Source organism: Kitasatospora sp. MAP5-34 (assembly GCF_029894335.1).
Lineage (GTDB): Bacteria > Actinomycetota > Actinomycetes > Streptomycetales > Streptomycetaceae > Kitasatospora.
In genome coordinates this window covers 22216-40337 of the sequence record NZ_JARXZC010000014.1, presented here as the reverse complement: position 1 = coordinate 40337, position 18122 = coordinate 22216, and the positions used below count along the sequence as shown (strand labels likewise).

At 70.7% G+C, this 18122-nt stretch carries 17 protein-coding genes; 3 read left to right on the top strand and 14 right to left on the bottom strand.

The features are described 5' to 3' along the window. Positions 1 to 29: 29 nt before the first annotated feature. The 12 genes from P3T29_RS14385 to P3T29_RS14330 form a co-directional block, all read right to left on the bottom strand. Positions 30 to 533, bottom strand: coding sequence for a hypothetical protein (locus P3T29_RS14385; RefSeq protein WP_280716812.1), 504 nt, complete (start codon positions 531 to 533; stop codon positions 30 to 32). Then, complete coding sequence (locus tag P3T29_RS14380) at positions 530 to 1816, bottom strand: MlaD family protein (protein WP_280716811.1); 1287 nt, start codon at positions 1814 to 1816, stop codon at positions 530 to 532. Before P3T29_RS14380 ends, P3T29_RS14385 begins: the two co-directional genes overlap by 4 nt. Beyond that, a complete protein-coding gene (locus P3T29_RS14375; RefSeq protein ID WP_280716810.1) occupies positions 1816 to 2934 on the bottom strand; it encodes an MCE family protein in 1119 nt (372 codons plus the stop codon). The genes P3T29_RS14380 and P3T29_RS14375 overlap by 1 nt, the downstream gene beginning before the upstream one ends. Continuing rightward, positions 2931 to 3971, bottom strand: a complete 1041-nt coding sequence (locus P3T29_RS14370; RefSeq protein ID WP_280716809.1) for an MCE family protein — start codon at positions 3969 to 3971, stop codon at positions 2931 to 2933. The genes P3T29_RS14375 and P3T29_RS14370 overlap by 4 nt, the downstream gene beginning before the upstream one ends. Continuing rightward, positions 3971 to 5041 carry an MCE family protein gene (locus P3T29_RS14365; RefSeq protein ID WP_280716808.1) on the bottom strand — a complete coding sequence of 357 codons (1071 nt, stop codon included), beginning with the start codon at positions 5039 to 5041 and terminating at the stop codon, positions 3971 to 3973. The genes P3T29_RS14370 and P3T29_RS14365 overlap by 1 nt, the downstream gene beginning before the upstream one ends. Continuing rightward, positions 5038 to 6108: an MCE family protein gene (locus P3T29_RS14360; RefSeq protein ID WP_280716807.1), complete on the bottom strand. Its 1071-nt coding sequence runs from the start codon at positions 6106 to 6108 to the stop codon at positions 5038 to 5040. The genes P3T29_RS14365 and P3T29_RS14360 overlap by 4 nt, the downstream gene beginning before the upstream one ends. Then, entirely contained in the window at positions 6105 to 7352 is a 1248-nt protein-coding gene (locus tag P3T29_RS14355) for an MCE family protein (RefSeq protein WP_280716806.1), read from the bottom strand. Before P3T29_RS14355 ends, P3T29_RS14360 begins: the two co-directional genes overlap by 4 nt. Next, positions 7349 to 8152, bottom strand: coding sequence for an ABC transporter permease (locus P3T29_RS14350; protein ID WP_280716805.1), 804 nt, complete (start codon positions 8150 to 8152; stop codon positions 7349 to 7351). Before P3T29_RS14350 ends, P3T29_RS14355 begins: the two co-directional genes overlap by 4 nt. Positions 8153 to 8155: 3 nt before the next feature. Then, positions 8156 to 8941, bottom strand: a complete 786-nt coding sequence (locus tag P3T29_RS14345) for an ABC transporter permease (RefSeq protein WP_280716804.1) — start codon at positions 8939 to 8941, stop codon at positions 8156 to 8158. Further along, entirely contained in the window at positions 8938 to 9915 is a 978-nt protein-coding gene (locus tag P3T29_RS14340) for an ATP-binding cassette domain-containing protein (RefSeq protein ID WP_280716803.1), read from the bottom strand. Before P3T29_RS14340 ends, P3T29_RS14345 begins: the two co-directional genes overlap by 4 nt. A gap of 33 nt (positions 9916 to 9948) precedes the next feature. Further along, a complete protein-coding gene (locus P3T29_RS14335; RefSeq protein WP_280716802.1) occupies positions 9949 to 11631 on the bottom strand; it encodes a DUF6801 domain-containing protein in 1683 nt (560 codons plus the stop codon). Between the two features lie 395 nt (positions 11632 to 12026). After that, the gene (locus P3T29_RS14330; RefSeq protein WP_280716801.1) at positions 12027 to 12650 is read right to left on the bottom strand and encodes a hypothetical protein; all 624 of its coding nucleotides are present in this window, start codon (positions 12648 to 12650) and stop codon (positions 12027 to 12029) included. Positions 12651 to 13224: 574 nt separating this feature from the next. Between P3T29_RS14330 and P3T29_RS14325 the strand changes: the two genes are divergently transcribed. After that, the gene (locus P3T29_RS14325) at positions 13225 to 14535 is read left to right on the top strand and encodes a helix-turn-helix domain-containing protein (protein ID WP_280716800.1); all 1311 of its coding nucleotides are present in this window, start codon (positions 13225 to 13227) and stop codon (positions 14533 to 14535) included. Here P3T29_RS14325 and P3T29_RS14320 read toward each other — a convergent pair. Then, the gene (locus tag P3T29_RS14320) at positions 14529 to 15422 is read right to left on the bottom strand and encodes a transglycosylase SLT domain-containing protein (protein WP_280716799.1); all 894 of its coding nucleotides are present in this window, start codon (positions 15420 to 15422) and stop codon (positions 14529 to 14531) included. The genes P3T29_RS14325 and P3T29_RS14320 overlap by 7 nt on opposite strands. Positions 15423 to 15476: 54 nt before the next feature. Then, positions 15477 to 15758, bottom strand: coding sequence for a hypothetical protein (locus tag P3T29_RS14315; protein ID WP_280716798.1), 282 nt, complete (start codon positions 15756 to 15758; stop codon positions 15477 to 15479). 263 nt (positions 15759 to 16021) lie between these two features. Here P3T29_RS14315 and cbiE point away from each other — a divergent pair, with 263 nt between their 5' ends. Continuing rightward, on the top strand, positions 16022 to 17260 hold the full coding sequence (cbiE, locus tag P3T29_RS14310; protein WP_280716889.1) for a precorrin-6y C5,15-methyltransferase (decarboxylating) subunit CbiE: 1239 nt from the start codon (positions 16022 to 16024) through the stop codon (positions 17258 to 17260). A 23-nt stretch (positions 17261 to 17283) separates the two neighbouring features. Next, a complete protein-coding gene (gene cobM / locus P3T29_RS14305) occupies positions 17284 to 18042 on the top strand; it encodes a precorrin-4 C(11)-methyltransferase (protein WP_280716797.1) in 759 nt (252 codons plus the stop codon). Positions 18043 to 18122 lie beyond the last annotated feature (80 nt).

The following is an 18122-nucleotide window of genomic DNA, read 5'->3' as shown; positions in this document are numbered from 1 at the left end:
CGGTCGGCGAGATCCGCTCGGTCCACGCGTCAGCTCGCGCCGACGGGCACGGCGGTGAGTGCCGTGACCTTCCAGCCGCCGGGCGTACGGGCGAGCGCCGCCTCGAAGCGCTTGCGGTCGGTGCTGGGGGCCGCCGTGCCCCGGCTGACCGTCACCTGCACGGTGGCGATCAACCGGGCTGTCCCGGCCCGGGTGTCCAGCTCGGTGACGGCGGCATCGGTCACGGTGCCACGGGCCGAGGTGCCGGCCTGGCTGAGCGTGGCGCCGTCGGCCGCGCCGGTACGCTGCAACTGATCGCGCAGCGGTCCGGTCGTCGCGTCCAACCACTGCCGCAGCCCCTCGTCCACGCTCGACGCGTCGACGGTGTTCAGCCTTGCCAACTCCTCCCGTGCGGTGGCCAGCACGGTGTCCCGGGCCTTGGCGTACGCGAGCGAGTCGTCGGAGCGCGTCTGCGCGTACCACCCGGCGGAGAGCGCGAAGTACGCCACCGCGACCAGCGCCGCCACCCAGCCGGTGATCCGTCGGACTGTCATCGGGCCGCCTCCTCCAGTCCGAGCAGGCCCTTCAGGTCCGTCGGGCCGTCCGCCGGGAGGGCGGGCAGCGCGAGCGCGCCGGGCAGCGGGGTCGTGGCGGACGAGCGCTCGGTGCCGGTGGGCTGTGGCGGTGCGGCGGGCAGCAGTGAGCCCGGCTGCGCGGGGATCGGCACTCCGCCGTTCGGCGCGTTGGCGGAGCCGCGTACGTCAACTCCCGTGCCCGGGGCGGACGTACAGCGGGCGGCGGTGTTGAACGCTGGGGCCGGGCCGGTGTCGAGCCCGTTGCGGTACGTCGTTCCGCCGTAGCCGGAGGTGCAGGGCAGCGGGGAGAAGAAGGTCACCGCCATGCCCAGATGGGCACCCTGGCCGTCCACGGCGGTCAAGCCGGCGGCGGCCAACGCGGGGAGCCGGACCAGGAGTTCCTGGATTCCGTGCTGCCGGGTGACGGCCACCTCGGACGTGGTGAGCAGGTTGGCGAGCACCACACTCAGGCTCGGGTCGAGATCCCGCAGCAGCGCGCTGACCTGGCCGGCCGCCTCCGGCGCCGTCGCGATGATCCGCCGCAGGTCGGCGTCGGAGGCGTTGAGCTGGCCGGCCAGCTGGTTCGCGCTGGTGGCGAAGGAGTTCAGGGCGTCGCCCTCGTCGATCTGGGTGCGCAGTACCGTCTGCCCATCGACCATCAGGGTGGTGTTGCCGGGCAGCGCCTGGTCCGCCGCACCCAGGAAGCGGCCGCTGTTGTCCAGCAGCGACTGCAGATTGGCGCTCTGCCCGGCGAACGCCTTGCCGAACTCGTCCACGACGGTACGCAGCGACTGCAGCGGCACCGACCCGGCCAGGCTGTCGACGCTGCTGAGCAGGTTGGTCACCGGCGGCGGGGTGCTGGTGTCCTGCTGCGCCACCGTCGAGCTGTCCGCCAGGTAGGGCGGGGCGTCGGTGGTCGGCCGGAGGTCGAGGTACTCCTCGCCGACGGCCGACAGGTCGGCGACCACCGCCTTGAGCCGGGCCGGGATGCGCGGCGCGGAGTCGCTGATCCGCAGCTCGGCCTCGACACCCTGCCCGGTGAGCCTGATCGGCCCGACCCGGCCGACCGAGACACCCCGGTAGGTGACGTTGGCATGCTCGAACAGCCCGCCAGCCTCAGGGAGTTCGACGCGCACGACGTAGTAGCCGCGCAGTCCGACGTAGCGGCCGAGGTCGGCATAGCGGATGCCGAGGTACCCGAGGACCAGGACCGCGATGACCAGGAAGGCGAGGTTCTTCAGGCGGGTGCCGAGAGTGAGCATCAGCGGCCTCCGCCGGCGGGTGGGGTGACCGGGGGCAGTGGCATCGGGAGCTGGGGCATCGGGAGCTGCTGCGGTGCGGGACTCGGCGGCGGCGGGGGTGCGTTGTCCTGCGGTTGCAGGGCGGGGATGATCTGGGTACCGGGGGCGGCGGTCAGGTTCAGGTACACGTTCAGGTAGTCGCCCTTCACTCCGCGCAGCACCTCGTCGGTGAACGGATAGGTCAGCAGGACCTGCAGCGAGTCCGGCAGCGCCTTTCCGGCGTCGGCGAGTTGGCGCAGGGTGGGGGCGAGCCCCTGGAGGTCGGCGACCAGGTCGGCCTTGCTGCGGTTGACGGTGTCGACGGCCACGCCGGACAAGCCGTCGAGCGCGCGGAGCATCGTGACCAGTGAACCGCGCTGCTGGTCCAGGACTTTGAGACCGGGGCTGAGGTCGGTGAGCACCGTGCCGATCTGCTGGTCACGGTTGGCCAGGGTGGCGGACAGCCGGTCGACGCCGTCCAGCGCGTCGGTGATGTCCTGCTTGTGCGCGTCGAGGTCGGAGACCAGGGTGTTCACCTGGGTGAGCATCGAGCGAATCTGCGGCTCGTTGCCGGTGAGCGCCTTGTCGAGTTCGACGGTGATGGTCCTGAGTTGGCTGACGCCACCGCCGTTGAGGAGCATCGAGAGCGCCCCGAAGACCTCCTCGACCTCGGGGTTGCGGCTGGTACGGGAGACCGGGATGGCCGCTCCGTCGGCGAGCCTGCCCTCGGGGTTCTGCTCCGCGGGCGGCGCGGAGAGCTGGACGTACTTCTCGCCCAGCAGGCTGGACTGCTCAAGGTGGGCGTAGGCGTTGGCCGGCAGCCGCACGTCTCCGTTCACCTTCATGGTGACCACCGCCGACCAGCCGTCGGCGCCCAGCGAGATCGCGGTGACCCGGCCGACGGCCACGTCGTTCACCTTGACGGCGGCCTGCGGGACGAGGCTGAGCACGTCGGCGAAGTTCGCCGTGATCCGGTACGGATGAGCCCCGAGGTCGGCTCCGCCGGGCAGCGTGAGGCCCTGGATGCCGTGGAAGGAGGCCGAGCACCCGGCCAGGCTCAGCACAGCGAGCAGTGCGGCGGCGACAGTTGGACGTCTCATCGGGCCGCTCCCGTCGTACTGCCGGTACTGTGGAGGGTGCCGACACCCGGCAGCGGCAGCGGCAGCGGGAGTGGCAGTACGGACTGCCCGCTCAGCTCGTTGAGGTTCGCCCGGCCGTCGAGCGTCCCGTACGCCGGATCGTACGCGCTCAGTGCGTTGTCCACCGCCAGGGGTGCGGTGTCCAGGAGTTCGGCGAGCGAGGCGCGTTGGTCCACCAGGGTCTGGGTGATCGGGGTGAGCTTGTCGATGCTCGACTTCAGCCGGGCCCGGTTGTCCTGGATGAACCCCTTCACCTGGCCGAGTGCGGTGGCGAGTTGCTGCAGCGCGGCGCCCAGGTCCTGCCGGTCGGCGGCCAGGAAGCCGGAGACGGTGGAGAGTTGGTCGGTGGCGGCGCGTACCTTGGTGTCGTTGTCCTTCAGCATGGTGGTGAAGGACTGCAGGTAGCTGAGGGTCGCGAACAGGTCGCCGCTGTGGTCGGAGAGCGTCCTGCTCGCCTGCCCGAGCTGCGCGATGGTGTCACCGATCGCCTGGCCGTTCCCGTCCAGGTTCTGCGCCCCGGTGTCGAGCAGCCGGGAGAGCGCGCCGGTGGCGTTGGCGCCGTTCGGGCCGAGGGCGTCGCTGAGCTGCGTGATCGACTGGTAGAGCTGGTCGATCTCGACCGGGGTGGCGGTGCGTCCGATCGGTATCTGCGCGTGGTCGGCCAGTTCGGGTCCGCCGGTGTAGGCCGGGCTGAGCTGGATGTAGCGGTCGGAGACGACGCTCGGCGCGACCACCACGGCCCCCGCACCGGCCGGTATCCTCACTCCCGCGTCGAGCGTGAGGCTCACCTTGACCTGAGTGCCCTGCGGCTGCACCGAGTTGACCGTGCCGACCTTCACCCCGAGCACCCGCAGGTCGGATCCGGCGTACACGCCGACGGCGTGGTCGAAGTACGCGGTGAAATGCTTCTGCCCGGCGCCCGAGGAGACCTCGACCCCCGTCGTGACCAAGCCGACGGCCACCACCAGCGCGGCCGCGAAGACGTGGATCCGCCTCATCACCGACCACCTTGGGGCTTGGGCGGCAGGCAGCCGCTCTGGGGTGAACTCCCGGCAGGCAGGTAGTTCTTGGGGACGATCCCGCACAGATAGCTGTCGAACCAGCGCCCGTTGCCGAGCGTGTTGCCGACCAGCCGGTAGTACGGCCCGGCCAGCGCGAGGGCCTGGTCCAGACTGCTCTGGTTGGCGGCCAGCACGGTGGTGACCCGGTCGAGTGCGTCCAGCGTGGGCGCCAACTGCCGGTTGTCGTCGGCCACCAGTCCGCTGATCTGGGTGCCCAGATCCGTGGTGCCGGTGAGCAGTTGGTGGATGGCATCACGCCGTTGCTGGACCTCGCCGAGCAGGAGATTCCCGTCCGAGAGCAGTTTCTCGAAGCGGCCGTCCTGGTCGGCGAGGGTCTGGGTGAGCTGCTTGCTGCCGTCCAGCAGCTTCGCGAGCTGGGCATCCCGGCTGGAGATGGTCTTCGACAGGGCGGAGAGCCCGTCGGCCGCGCTGCGGACCGAGGCCGGGGTGTCCTTGAAGGTGTCGGCGATGGCCTGGAAGCTCTGCGCGAGCTGCTTGCCGTCGATCGCGCCGAAGGTCTGCCCGAGCCCGTCGAGCGCCTGGGTGACGTCGTACGGCGAGGTGGTCCGGCTCTCCGGGATGCGGGCCGCCGGGTCCTGCCGGTCGGTGCCGAGTGGGTCGACGGCGAGGTACTTCTCGCCGAGCAGCGTCTTGATGCCGATCGCGGCGGTACTCGCGTTGCCGATCCAGGCGTCCTGGACCTTGAAGGTGACCTTGACCTTGGCGCCGTCGAGCGCCACCCCGGTCACCTGGCCGACCTTCGCCCCCGCGACCCGCACCTCGTTACCGGGCCGCAGGCCCGCCGCCTCGGTGAAGTCGGCGGTGTAGGCCGTGCCGCCGCCGATCAGGGGCAGGGCGTCGGCCCGGTAGGCGACCGCGCCGAGCAGCACGAGCAGCAGCAGGCCGACGGCCCCGACCGTGACGGGGTTGCGTTCGCGCAGCGGCCTGAAGAGCGGCGCCCCAAGGAGCCGTGCCCTGAAGAGCGGTGTCCCGGTGGAGAGCCTCATCCCTGGCACCTCGCTGCCGTGATCGCGACGCCGGTGGGCGGCGGGCCACCCTCCGAGGAGGTCACGCCGGACACCTTGGCCTCGCAGAGGTAGAGGTTGAGCCAGGAGCCATAGCTGGCGAGCCGCCCGATGGTTCGCATCTTCTCGGGGGTGTTCCGCAGGAAGCTCTCCAACTGCGGGGTGCTGTCGGCCAGGTTGGTGGAGAGCCGGCCGAGCTGGGCGATCGAGTCCTTCAGCGGCGCCCGGCCATCGGCGAGCAACCCGGCTGTGCTGGTGGCGAGTTGGGAGATCGCGGTGATCGAGTCCCCGATCGGCTTCCGGTCCCCCGCGAAGCCGCTGACCAGTTGCTGCAGGGTGGTCACCAGGTCGTTGAAGCCGGCCTCGCGGGTGTTGACGGTGGTCAGCACGGAGTTGAGGTTGTCGACGACCTGTCCGATCACCTGGTCCTTGCCCGCCAGCGTGCTGGTCAGCGAACCGACCGTCTGCAGCAGGCTGTCGACCGTGCCGCCCTCGCCCTGCAGCACCTGGACGATCTCGCCCGCGAGTTGGTTGACGTCGTTCGGCGACAGGCCCTGGAAGAGCGGCTGGAAGCCGTTGAACAGCTGCGTCAGGTCCAGCGCGGGCGTGGTCCGGTCCAGCGGGATGGTCGAGCCCGGGGCGAGGTCGCGGTCCACCGCACCGGTGCCGCGCTCCAGGTCGACGTACCGCTGTCCGACCAGGTTGAGGTACTTGACGGAGGCCGTCACCGAGGCGGGCAGCGGGCGGCCCTTCTCGACGGAGAAGTGCACCAGGGCGATCCGGTGGTCCACCACGCCCACGCTGTCCACCTGGCCGACCTTCACCCCCGCGATCCGTACGCTGTCCCCGGCGGACAGCCCGGTGACGTCGGTGAAGCGGGCACCGTAGCCGACGGTGGAGCCGACCCCGGTGTCGGCGATGCTCAACGCGAGCACGGTGGTGGCCAGGGCCGTGACCAGGATGAAGACGATCGACTTGGCGAGTGGGCCCGCGAGGCTGCGGCGCCCGACTCCAGCGCTTCCCTTCATGTCACCGTCGCCGCCCGTCATTTCAGCGTCACCTCCGCCCCACGGAAGACCGGCCCGACCAGCACGCTCGCCCAGTCTGGGACGGCCTGCGCGGCCGGATCCAGGCCGGGGCTCAGCAGTTCGCTCACAAGTTCGTTCTCCTGCGGGGAGTTGGGCAGCCCGAGCGAGCTGTCGGCAGCCGCGACCGGGGTCGTCCGGCCGGTGTACGGGACGGCGTAGCACTGCGGACCGCCGCTGGCCGAGTAGACCGGGGTGTCGATCCCGGGCACGTACCGGCCGCGCGAGGGGACGGTGGTGACGTTGACGTGCAGCCCCGGCTCAGCCGTGCCCTTGCCGAGCGCCTTGTCCATGACGGGGACGAAGGCCGCCAGTGTCCGTAGGGTGCAGGGGAACGAAGGAGCGTACTCGGCCAGCAGGTTGAGGGTGCCCGCGCTGTCGGCGGCGAGCCGGATCAGGTTGTCCTTGTTCTGCTGGAGGAAGGTGGTCAGGTCCTGGGCCGTGGCCGTCGTGGCGCCGTAGAGCGAGCTGAGGCCCGCCTGCTGCTCGGCGACGGTGCCGCTGGTCCGGGTGAACTCGGTGAGCGCCTGCACGATGTCCGGCGCGGCCTGGTCGTAGACCTGGCTGACCTTCACCAGCTCCTGGATGTCGCTGTTGAGGACGGGCAGTTGGGGGTTGAGCCTGCGCAGATAGGCGTCCAGCTGCGTCAGGGTGGTGCCGAGCTGGGCACCGCGCCCGTCCAGCGCGGTCGCGACGGCCCCCAGGGTGGCCGAGAGCTCCGTCGGCTGGACGGCGGTCAGCAGCGGCATCAAGTGGTCCAGGACCTGCTGGAGTTCGATGGCGTCGCTGGAGCGGTCCTGCTGGATCACCGTGCCCGCGCCCAACGAAGCGCCCGAGGCGTGCGAGGCGCCCGAGGCGTGCACGGCGGGGACGAGGGCCACGAAGCGCTCGCCGAAGAGCGTGGTGGGCAGCATCTGCGCCGAGACGTCGGCCGGGATCTGCCGGAGCTTCGCCGGGTCGATCGCGAGGGTGAGCCGGGCGCCGTCGCCGTCGGCGCTGATCCCCCGGACCTGCCCGACCACCACACCGCGCAGCTTCACGTCCGCGTTGAGCTGCATCTCGTGACCGACGCTGCCGGCCTCCACGAAGATGTCGGCGGAGTCGGTGAACGTCTTGTCGTAGACCGCCACCGCGAGCCAGGCGAGCAGCGCCGGCACCAGCAGGAAGACCACCCCGGCCGATCTGCGGCCCACCGTACGGGCGTTCATCCGGCCACCCGCACCGTCGTGGTCGCGCCCCAGATCGCGAGGCTGAGGAAGAAGTCCGCGATGCTGATGATCACGATGGCGTTCCGCACCGAGCGCCCGACGGCGATACCGACCCCGGCCGGGCCGCCCTTGGCGTTGAAGCCGTAGTAGCAGTGCGCGAGTATCACGATCACGCTGAACATCAGCACTTTCAGCGTGGAGAGCAGCACGTCGGCCGGGGAGAGGAACAGGTTGAAGTAGTGGTCGTAGGTGCCCTGCGACTGCCCGTTGAGGTACACCGTCACGGCGCGCGAGGCGACGTACGAGCTGAGCAGCCCGATCCCGTACAGCGGGATGATCGCCACCACGCCCGCGATGATCCGGGTGGTGACGAGGTACGGCATGCTGCGGACGCCCATCCCCTCCAGCGCGTCGACCTCCTCGTTGATCCGCATCGCGCCGAGCTGCGCGGTGAACCCGGCCCCCACCGTCGCGGAGAGGGCGAGTCCGGCGACCAGCGGCGCGATCTCCCGGGTGTTGAAGTACGCCGAGATGAACCCGGTGAACGCGGCGGTCCCGAGCTCGTTCATCGCCGCGTAGCCCTGGAGGCCGACCACCGTGCCGGTGAAGAGCGTCATCCCGATCATCACGCCGATCGTCCCGCCGATGACGCCCAGGCCGCCGCTGCCGAACGCCACCTCGGCCAGCAGGCGCCGGACTTCCTTCGAGTAGCGGCGCAGGGTGCGCGGTATCCAGAGCAACGCGGTGAGGTGGAAGAGGAGGTGGTCGCCGCTCTCGTCCAGCTTGTCCAGGAGTGCCACCGCTCAGGCTCCCTTCTGCGGGACGATCTGGAGGTAGATGCCGGTGATCACGACGTTCACCAGGAACAGGAGCAGGAAGGTGATGACCACCGACTGGTTGACGGCGTCCCCGACGCCCTTCGGCCCGCCGCGCGGGTTCAGCCCCCGGTAGGCGGCGACGATGCCGGCGATGAAGCCGAAGACCAGCGCCTTGAACTCGCTGACGTAGAGGTCGGGGAGCTGGGCGAGGGCCGAGAAGCTGGAGAGGTACGCGCCGGGCGTGCCGTGCTGCATGATCACGTTGAAGAAGTAGCCGCCCAGCGTGCCGACCACCGAGACCAGCCCGTTGAGCAGGACGGCGACCAGCATGGTCGCCAACACGCGTGGCACGACCAGCCGTTGGATGGGCGACACTCCCATCACCGCCATCGCGTCCAGCTCCTCCCGGATCTTGCGCGACCCGAGGTCGGCGCAGATCGCCGCTCCGCCCGCCCCCGCGATCAGCAGTGCGACGATCAGCGGGCTGGCCTGCTGGATCACCGCGAGCACACTCGCTCCACCGGTGAACGACTGCGCGCCCAACTGCTGGGCCAGCGAACCGACCTGGAGGGCGATCACGGCACCGAACGGGATCGAGACCAGGGCGGCGGGCAGGATGGTCACGCTGGCCACGAACCAGAACTGCTCGATCAGCTCACGCACTTGGAACGGCCGCCGGAAGGTGTCCCGGACGGTCGTCGCGGAGAGCTGGAAGAGCTGCCCGGTCTGCCGCAGGGCGCCGAGGCCGGGCAACTGCGCGGGGGCCGTCATACCGACTCTCCCGGTACGGAGGCGAGCCCGGCCCGGACCGCCTCCCGTGCTGCGGGCGGCAGTTGGTCCCACATCGCCAGCACCCGCGCCCGGCGCCGCTGCACCGCCTGCCTGGGCCCGAGACCCGCCGACGGCTCCAGCTGCGGGACGAGCGCCCGGCGCGGCGGGGTCGGCAGCGCTTCCCGCTGCTCCAGGGCGAGGGCGGCCTCGTCCTTCTCCTCCGACATGCCGATCGGGCCGGCCCGCCGACCGCTGAGGAACTGCTCCACCACCGGTTCCTCACTGGTGAGCAGCAGTTCACGCGGGCCGAAGGCGACCAGCCGGCGCCGGAACAGCATGCCCATGTTGTCCGGCACGGTCGCGGCGATGTCGAGATTGTGGGTGACGATCAGCATGGTGGCGTCGATCTGCGCGTTGAGATCGATCAGGAGCTGCGAGAGGTAGGAGGTCCGCACCGGGTCGAGCCCGGAGTCCGGCTCGTCGCAGAGGATGATCTGCGGGTCCAGTACCAGTGCGCGGGCCAGACCGGCGCGCTTGCGCATCCCGCCGGAGATCTCACCGGGCAACTTCCGCTCGGCGCCCAGGAGTCCGACCATGTCCATCCGCTCCATGACGATCCGGCGGATCTCGGACTCCTTTCTGCGAGTGTGCTCACGCAGCGGAAAGGCGATGTTGTCGAACAGGTTCATCGACCCGAAGAGCGCGCCGTCCTGGAACATCAGGCCGAACAGCTTGCGCGCCTCGTAGACGTCCCGCTCGGGGCTGTTCACCATGTCGACGCCGTTGACCAACACCCGGCCCCGCTCGGGCTTGAGCAGCCCGATCACCGACTTGAGGAAGACCGTCTTGCCCGTCCCCGACGGACCGAGCATCACACTGACCTCACCGGGCGGCAGAGTGAGCGTCACATCCTCCCAGACGGTCTGCTGTCCGAAGGACTTCGTCAGACCCTCGACGATCACTTCGATTCCCATGACACCTCCCAGGGGCTCCAGCGGAGACAACTATCAGCGGCGGTGCGGAAGTTCTGGAATCTGGATCTCCGGATAGCACCCGTTCGAGGGGTCCGTGGTGCCGTCCGGGGTACAGAGCGGCGCCTGGATGAGGTTGAGGGAGTTCGCCGGACCGGAGACGGCGGCGGTGAACAGGGCGTCCAGGTTCTCGCCGTGGGTGCCACAGCCGGTGAACTCCGGTATGTAGAGGTCGGTCTGGCTCAACGGGCCGCCGCCCTGGATCGAGTAGTCGGGCTGCCCGTTGCCACCGCCGGGGAGGTAGGAGTCCTCCTTGCCCCTGAGCACCAGGTTGATGTTCGAGGCCGTGTGGCAGTCGGGCCCGACGTCCAGCGGAGTGCCGTTGACCCTGACGTCGAAGAGGCGCATCGTCTGGTAGCCGCCGATGGTGAACTCGATCGGCTGCTGCCACACCGTGCTGCCGGTCACCACGATCGTCATCAGACCGACCGGCTTCAGCTCCATCTTCGCGGTGGTGGGGATGAAGCCGTAGGTGAGGAAGGTCGTGTCGGCGACCGGCAGGGTCAACGTGCCCAGGGCGTCCTGCTCGATGTACTGGGCCGGGTTGTCCAGCACGAAGCGCCTGGACATGTTCAGGACGACCATCGCCGGGTTCTTCGCCGGATCGTTGACCACCGACGCCTGGCCGAGCTTCGCCACGTTGGCATACCCGACCGCATAGGCACAGGCGGGTGACGGCGGACTGGGCGGGACGATGACGAACGCACCCGGAGGCACCGGCGGCAGCCTGGACTTGTCCAACTCGCCGACCGGAGGGGGTGGGCAGTCGTGCCGGCCCGAGTGGAAGGCCGGGGCGATCCTGATGCTGCCGGTCCCGCTCGGCGTCCCGGCAGCCGTCGCCGACGGCGGTGCAGAGGGCAGCCGTGACGATGCGGAGGTGGACGCCGACGGCTTCGCGGGGGTGGGCGACGGACCGACCAGCGGCACGGGGACGGTACCCAACTGGGCTCCCCCAGCAGCCCGCAGAGCGCACGAGACGGCCAGCTCGACCGGCGCGGCCGGAGCCGGCTGCGCCGGGGTCTTGACCGCCGGGGGCGTCGCCTTCGGGGGCGCCGAAGCAGAAACGGGCGGCGGCGCCAAGGTCGAGGCCGGGGACGCGGACGGGGACGGGGACGGCGTGGGGGTCGGCGTGGGGGTCGGCCCGGCTCGTTCGGCCAGCAGGTCCAGCACAAGGTCACCGGCCGCGAAGGTGACCGCGCCACCCGCCGTCACGCTCACGGGAGCCACCGGGCCGGCGAAGGTGAGTACCAGATCCCCCTTGCCCACCAACGGAGTTGATGGCGCGGCCAGCCCGTTCCAGTCGGCGTCCGCCCGGGAGGTACCCTGCGTGATCCGGACGGCCAGGCCGGCCGTACCGCCGACCGCCACCGTGCCCGGCGGGAGCAGCACCGCCGAGCCGGCCCGCGCGAGCGCCACTGTCAACGTCAACGGACCGGGCTGGATGGACTTTTCGACCGCCCCGACGGCCGGGTAGGACTGCTCGAGGCCGACCGAAACATCCTGTTCACCGCCCGGGAAACGGCAGTTGTACGTCAGCGACACCCGCCCGGCCTGGCCGCCCGAGGCCGACTCGACGCCGGGCAGCAACCCCGCGAGCAGCCCGGCCACCGCGACGGCCGCCAGCCGCACCGAGCGGTGCCGGACCACTGCATCCCTCATCGCTGCACTCCTCGGCCTCGGTCTGGGCGTGACTCGCTACGGGTGTTCCGCCGAGCGTGATCCGGCGGGCGTGATTCTCCGGCGGGCGATGGTTCCTGGGCGAATTCGTTCGGGACGCAGGACGATACGGGCCGGTAACAAGCAGCGACAAGTGATCGAACACAGGAATGTTCCGCGATCTCACCCCGCTCGGATTTCTTGTCACCGGATGACAAATCCGTAGCGGAGGATTGTCCTCCACTGAGCAACCCGGGCAGGCCGTCAGGCAGGCAGCCGGGCAAGCGACAGGGACCTCGCAGCCCGGGAGCCCGGGTCACGAAGTCCCCTCCGCCGTGCGGGTGTTCAGATCACGGCTCAGATCACGGCTCAGATGACGGCTCAGAGCACGGTTCAGATCACGGCGAGGTGATCGTCTGCGATCCGGCGAGGACGTAGTTGGCGACGTAGGTCGCGGAGTCCCCGGTGTTGAGCAGACCGAGGCAGGATCCCGAGACGTTGTACGCGTGCAGGTTCCCGCCGCTGAGGCTCAGCGTGTGGCTGGAGTTGGTGTAGGTGCCGGTGAGGGTGGCGGGGCTGGTGCTGCTGGTGCCGGCGAAGTCCGCCGTGCAGCCGGCGCCGCTGATGTGGGCCTTGACCCCCGATATGGTGCCGGTGGTCACGCCGGTGGAGGAGTTGTAGCTCACCGCGTTGAGGGCCCACGGCAGGCCGTTGGCGGTCACCGAGAAGGTGATGCCGAACGGGCCGGAGCAGCTGGTCCAGGCCACCGAGGTGATGGAGGAGATGCCGGTGCCGGAGAGGCCCGAGCCGCTGTGGAGCGTGCCCGCCGCGCTGGAGGAGGAGCAACTCAGCTGCGTGCCGGTCGAGGTGTCGGTCAGCTTGGGCGAGCTCGCCTTCGCGGTCCACGCCCCGCCGGGGGTGGCCGTCCAGGTGCCGGACGCCGAGGCCGAACCAGCGGTGAGTCCGAGCGCCGCGGTGAGTGCGGCGGCGGCAACCATGGTGCTCTTGGTCAGCTTGTGCACGTGCTGATCCTCTCTGGGAGTTGACGTGGTTTGACGTTGTTCGGGAGTTGACGCACCTGATAAACCGAAACCCGCTCACGGTCGCCGCAGGGAATTCCGATCGTGGCTCGCCACCTGGGACGTTGCGCCGAATCCACTCGGCCACCGTCATGGAACGGGACGTTACGCATCAGTAACTGGGCCGCGCAACAGTCCCGTCGGAGATTCCGCGCGCGACCTTACTCTCGGGTATTTTTTTATCTCCCAAGCAACAGAACAGACTTCGCCCTTATAAGGAAATGAGCACCGCTCCCGAGCGCCGGTCGGCAGCCGGCCGGGGCGGAGCAGCGGCCGACCGGAAGGTTTCCTTGTCACGGGTGCTGCGCCGGGGTGACTTGGTGGTCTATCTTTCACCGAGCCAGCATGAGTTTGTACGCTACGCGCCTCGCCGGGTCCGCCGCTCCCCCACCCCGGCGCGTCGGGGCGCGCGCTCGTTACCGATGCCTCCGACGCCTGCGACCGCAGCGGACCCGCCCTGTCCCCCACCCGGACCGGTCGGCGGCCCCCACGTCGTCGGAGAGTCAGGGGGACACGCATGGCCGTAGCGAGACAGACCTCCGAGCACGCCGATCCGCTGGGACCGATCCCGCGCGAGTTCGCCGCGATCATGCGGCCCGAACTACCCAGCCTGCTCAAGGAGATGGCGTCCGAGATCGTCGCGGCCATCCCCGAGTACGCACAGCTGCTGGACGGCCCGAACGCCCGGGTGATCCGGGTCGGCATCGAGCAGAACATCGCGACCTTCGTCGACCAGATCGCGGCCCCGACGGCGACCACCTCGTTACGCGACGAGATCTGCCGCCGTTTCGGACGGTTCGAGGCGTACGAGGGGCGGAGCCTGGACATGCTCCAGGCCGCGTACCGGATCGGCTGCCAGGTCGCCCTGCGGCGGGTGCGGACCGTCGGCAAGCGCTACAACCTGTCCGTCACCGTCATGCTCGCCTTCGCCGACGCGCTCTTCGCGTACATGGGCGACATCGCCGAACTGTCGCGCGAGGGCTACCTACAGGCAATGGCCGAGCTCGGCGAGGAGCCGGACAACCGACGCAGACGGCTGCTGCGCCGGATCCTGACCGGGTCGTCCGTGGCCCGCAGTGCACTCGCCGAACTCGCGGAGCACGCCGGGTGGCCGCTGCCGCAGGAGGTCACCCTGGTCGCCCTGCGGGTCGAGAACACCCCGTCCAGGACGGCTCTGGACAAGGACATCCTGCTCGACTTCGCCGACCCGGAACCGCACTTGCTGATCCCCGGCCCGCTGGACGACCGACGACGCGACTCGCTGCAGACCGCGCTCACCGGCTGCCGGGCGGCCGTCGGGCTCACCACTCCGCTGAGTGAGGCGGCGGACTCACTGCGCTGGGCCCGCCACACCCTCTCCCTCGCGGAGGCCGGACTGATCGACGCCCAGCCGGTCGCCCACTGCGAGGACCACCTGTTGCCGCTCTGGCTGCTCGGTGATCCCGGCCTGATCAGGCAGTTGGCCGACCGCTACCTCAGCCCGCTGACCGGCCTGACCCCGACCCAGCAGCACCGCCTGATCGACACCCTGCGGACCTGGCTGACCACCCGTGGCACGGCCGTCCAGATGGCCGGGATCCTCGGCGTCCACCCCCAGACCGTCCGCTACCGCATGCGCCTCCTGGACCGCACCTTCGGCGACCAACTGGCCGACCCCGACGACCGGTTCGCCACCGAGGTCGCCCTCCGGGCCCTCCACCTGAACGAGAACAAGCGCACCCCGACCTCTCGTGAAGGCCCCACTCGCGCAGGTCCCAGTCGTGAAAGCCCCACTCGCGAAGGCCCGACTCGCGAAGGTCCCTTCAAGCGTCCCCCCGGGAGTCAGTAACCGACGTACTTCTTCCCCTCGCTGACCGCCTTCACGCCGGGCACGTTGTCGATCGATCCGTAACGGCCCAGCGCATAGCGGGTCCCGGCGATGATGTTGTCCACCGGGTTGTAGATGTCGTTGTGGCCGGGGAGCTTGTTCGAGTCGAAGGTCGAGTCGATGGTCTGCATCAGCCCCTTGGACGGGTGGCCGGCCCTGGCGTTGCTGTCCCAGTTGTTGACGGCCTCCGGGTTGCCGCTCGACTCGTTCTCGATCATCAGCAGCACGCCCTCGGCGTTGAGCTTGTCGGCCGGCACCCCGTTGGCCTTCAGGATGTCGAACGCCTGGTTGATCCACGCCATGACCTGCTCGCGGTTGGCGTAGTTTCCCTTCGGCAGCGGAGCCTGCGAGCCATCACCGCCACCACTGGCACCACCGCCGCCACTGGCACCCTGACCACCGTGCTGCCCGCCATGGCCCCCGTGCCCGGGAGCACCCGAACCACCCGAGCCGCCCGAAGCACCCGGGCCGCCCGGGCCCGTCGGCTGCTTGGGCGGTACGACCGACCCGGACCCCTGCCCGTCATGCAGGTGCCTTCCGGCCTCCTCGTCGGCCTCGCGGTAGTTGTTGGCGCACTGCGTGATCCCCGTGGCATCCTGATGCAGCGCGGCGGCGAGCGTGCCCGCCGTCTCTCCGGCCTCCTTGACCAGGCGTTCGGCCAGCACCACCGCCTCGGCAGCGAGCAACCCCCGGCTGATCAGCGTGGTGAGCTCGGCCCGCCCGAACTCACCGAGAACCGACTCGACCTTCTGGGCCACCTGCTGGAGCTTGGCCGCCTCGGCCTGCCAGCCGGCGGCGAGTTGGTCGAGCTGCTCCGGGGACACCCGGTACTGCTGTCCGCCTGACATATTCGTTGATCCCCCCGTTGATTACCGGCACAGATTTTCTGGACGGACGGACCGTCAGAGCAGACCGCCCACGACGACCACAGCACCTGCCGCCGCTGCCGCGCCGTCCAGCTCCCGGACGAGGTCGTGCAGGTCCTTGATGCGCTGCGCAGCGTGCGCGTGGAAGGCGTCAGCCGCCGCACCCGTCCACTGCACCGATCCCCTGGCGTGGTCCAACTCCTTGGAGATATCACCCACTTGGGTGGCCAGCGCCTCCAGCTCGGCCCGTATGCCGCCGAGTGGGGCATCCGAGACCAGGCCCTCCAGGTCCTTGCCCAGCTCCCCGAAAAAGCTCATTCGCGATCATCCCCCGTACCCGATCGACCAGCCGGCCGTGCGTCGACCGACAATCATATCGACCATATCGACAAGATGTGTCCGACAGTCTGCAGCTGCCACGAACAAACACCGACCCGCATCCGGCCCACGCGGGTTCTCCCCGGCCGCCCAACCCCGCCACCGGTACCCCCAGGTAGGCTGCGGCTGCCCATTCCGACCTGCGAGGACCCGAGGAGTACCCGTTGGCCACCGCCGCAGCCCCGGTGCCACCGGACGACCCGATGGACCACCCCCCGGCCCGCCCGACCCACCCGATCAGCGTCGTCGGGATCGGCGCCGACGGCTGGCCCGGCCTCGCCGACACCTCCCGCGACGCGCTGCGCGAAGCCGACGCCGTGCTGGGCGCGCCGCGCCAGCTCGACCTGCTGCCGCCCGAGGTGCCCGCCGCACGGGTGCCCTGGCCGTCCCCGCTCCGGCCCGCCGTGGCCGGACTGCTCGCCGCGCACGCCGGGCAACGCCTCGCCGTCCTGGCCAGCGGCGACCCGATGTTCTTCGGCATCGGCCGCGCCCTCGCCGAGACCGTCGGCCCCGACCGGCTGCGGGTCCTGCCGCACCCCTCCTCCGTCTCGTACGCCTGCGCCCGGCTCGGCTGGCCGCTGGAGGACACCGAGATGGTGAGCCTGGTCGGGCGGCCGCTGGACTCACTCGCCCTCGCGCTGCACCCCGGCCGCCGCCTGCTGGTGCTCAGCGCGGATGCCACGACGCCCGCCGCCGTCGCCGCCCTGCTCACCGAACGCGGCTACGGTCCCAGTCGGCTGCAGGTGCTCGAGCAGCTCGGCGGCCCGGCCGAGCGCCGGTACGAGGGCCCCGCCGACGGCTGGCCCCACCCGCCCGGCGACCCGCTCAACCTCGTCGCCGTCCAGTGCGCGGCCGCCCCCGAGGCACCCCGCCGCTCGCTCGTGCCCGGGCTGCCGGACGACGCGTACGAGTCGGACGGGCAGCTCACCAAGCGTCACATCCGCGCCGCGACCCTGGCCACCCTCGCGCCCGTACCGGGCGAGCTGCTCTGGGACGTCGGCGGCGGCTCGGGCAGCATCGCGATCGAGTGGCTGCGGTCGCACCGCGAGTGCCGGGCCGTCAGCGTGGAGCGCGACCCCGTCCGAGCCGAGCGGATCGGCCGGAACGCGGCCGCCCTGGGCGTGCCGAGGCTTCAGGTCGTCACCGGCCCGGCCCCCGACGCGCTCGCGGGCCTGCCGACCCCCGACGCGGTGTTCATCGGCGGCGGGCTGACCGCGCCCGGGCTGCTGGCGGCCTGCTGGGACGCGCTGCGACCGGGCGGCCGACTGGTCGCCAACACGGTGACGCTCGAGTCCGAGGCGCTGCTGACCGAGTGGTACCACCGCCACGGCGGCGAGTTGCTGCGGCTGGCGGTCGCACACGCGGTACCCGTCGGAGGCTTCACCGGCTGGCGGCAGGCGATGGCGGTCACCCAGTGGTCCGCCGTAAAGCCCTCGCCGTAAGCCCTACCCCTAGGAGAAGACCAGTGACCGTCCACTTCATCGGGGCCGGCCCCGGCGCCGCCGACCTGATCACCCTGCGCGGGCAGCGCATCCTGGCCGCCAGCGGGGTCTGCCTGTACGCGGGCAGCCTGGTCCCGCGCGAGCTGCTGGCCGAGTGCCGCCCGGACGCCCGGCTGATCGACACCGCCGACCTCAACCTCGACCAGATCATCGCCGAGCTGGTCCGGGCCCACGCGGAGGGCCACGACGTCGCCCGGCTGCACTCCGGCGACCCGTCGGTGTTCAGCGCCGTCGCCGAGCAGATGCGGCGGCTCGACGCCGTCGGCATCCCGTACGACGTCGTCCCGGGGGTACCCGCCTTCGCCGCCGCCGCTGCCGCGCTGAAGCGCGAGCTGACCATCCCGACGGTGGGTCAGACGGTGATCCTGACCCGCGTCGCCCGCCAGGCCACCCCGATGCCCGAGGGCGAGGACCTCGCCACCCTCGGCCGTAGCGGCGCACTGCTGGTGCTGCACCTGGCGACCCGCTACGTGGAGAGCGTCGTCGAGGAGCTGCTGCCGTACTACGGCGCCGACTGCCCGGCCGCCGTGGTCGCGATGGCCAGCCGCCCGGACGAACTGGTCCTGCGCGGGACCCTGGGCGACATCGCCGCGCAGGTGAAGGAGTCGGGCGTCCTGCGCACCGCCGTCATCCTGGTCGGCCGCACCCTCGCCGCAGAGCAGTTCCGCGACAGCCACCTCTACTCCACCGACCGCGACCGGCCCCACGAGTCGTGCAGCTGACCGATCAGGATCGGGTACCCCAGGGGCGCGGGGAACTGCGCGAAACCGGAAGGCGCCAACCCGCGCTCTCCCGCATCGTT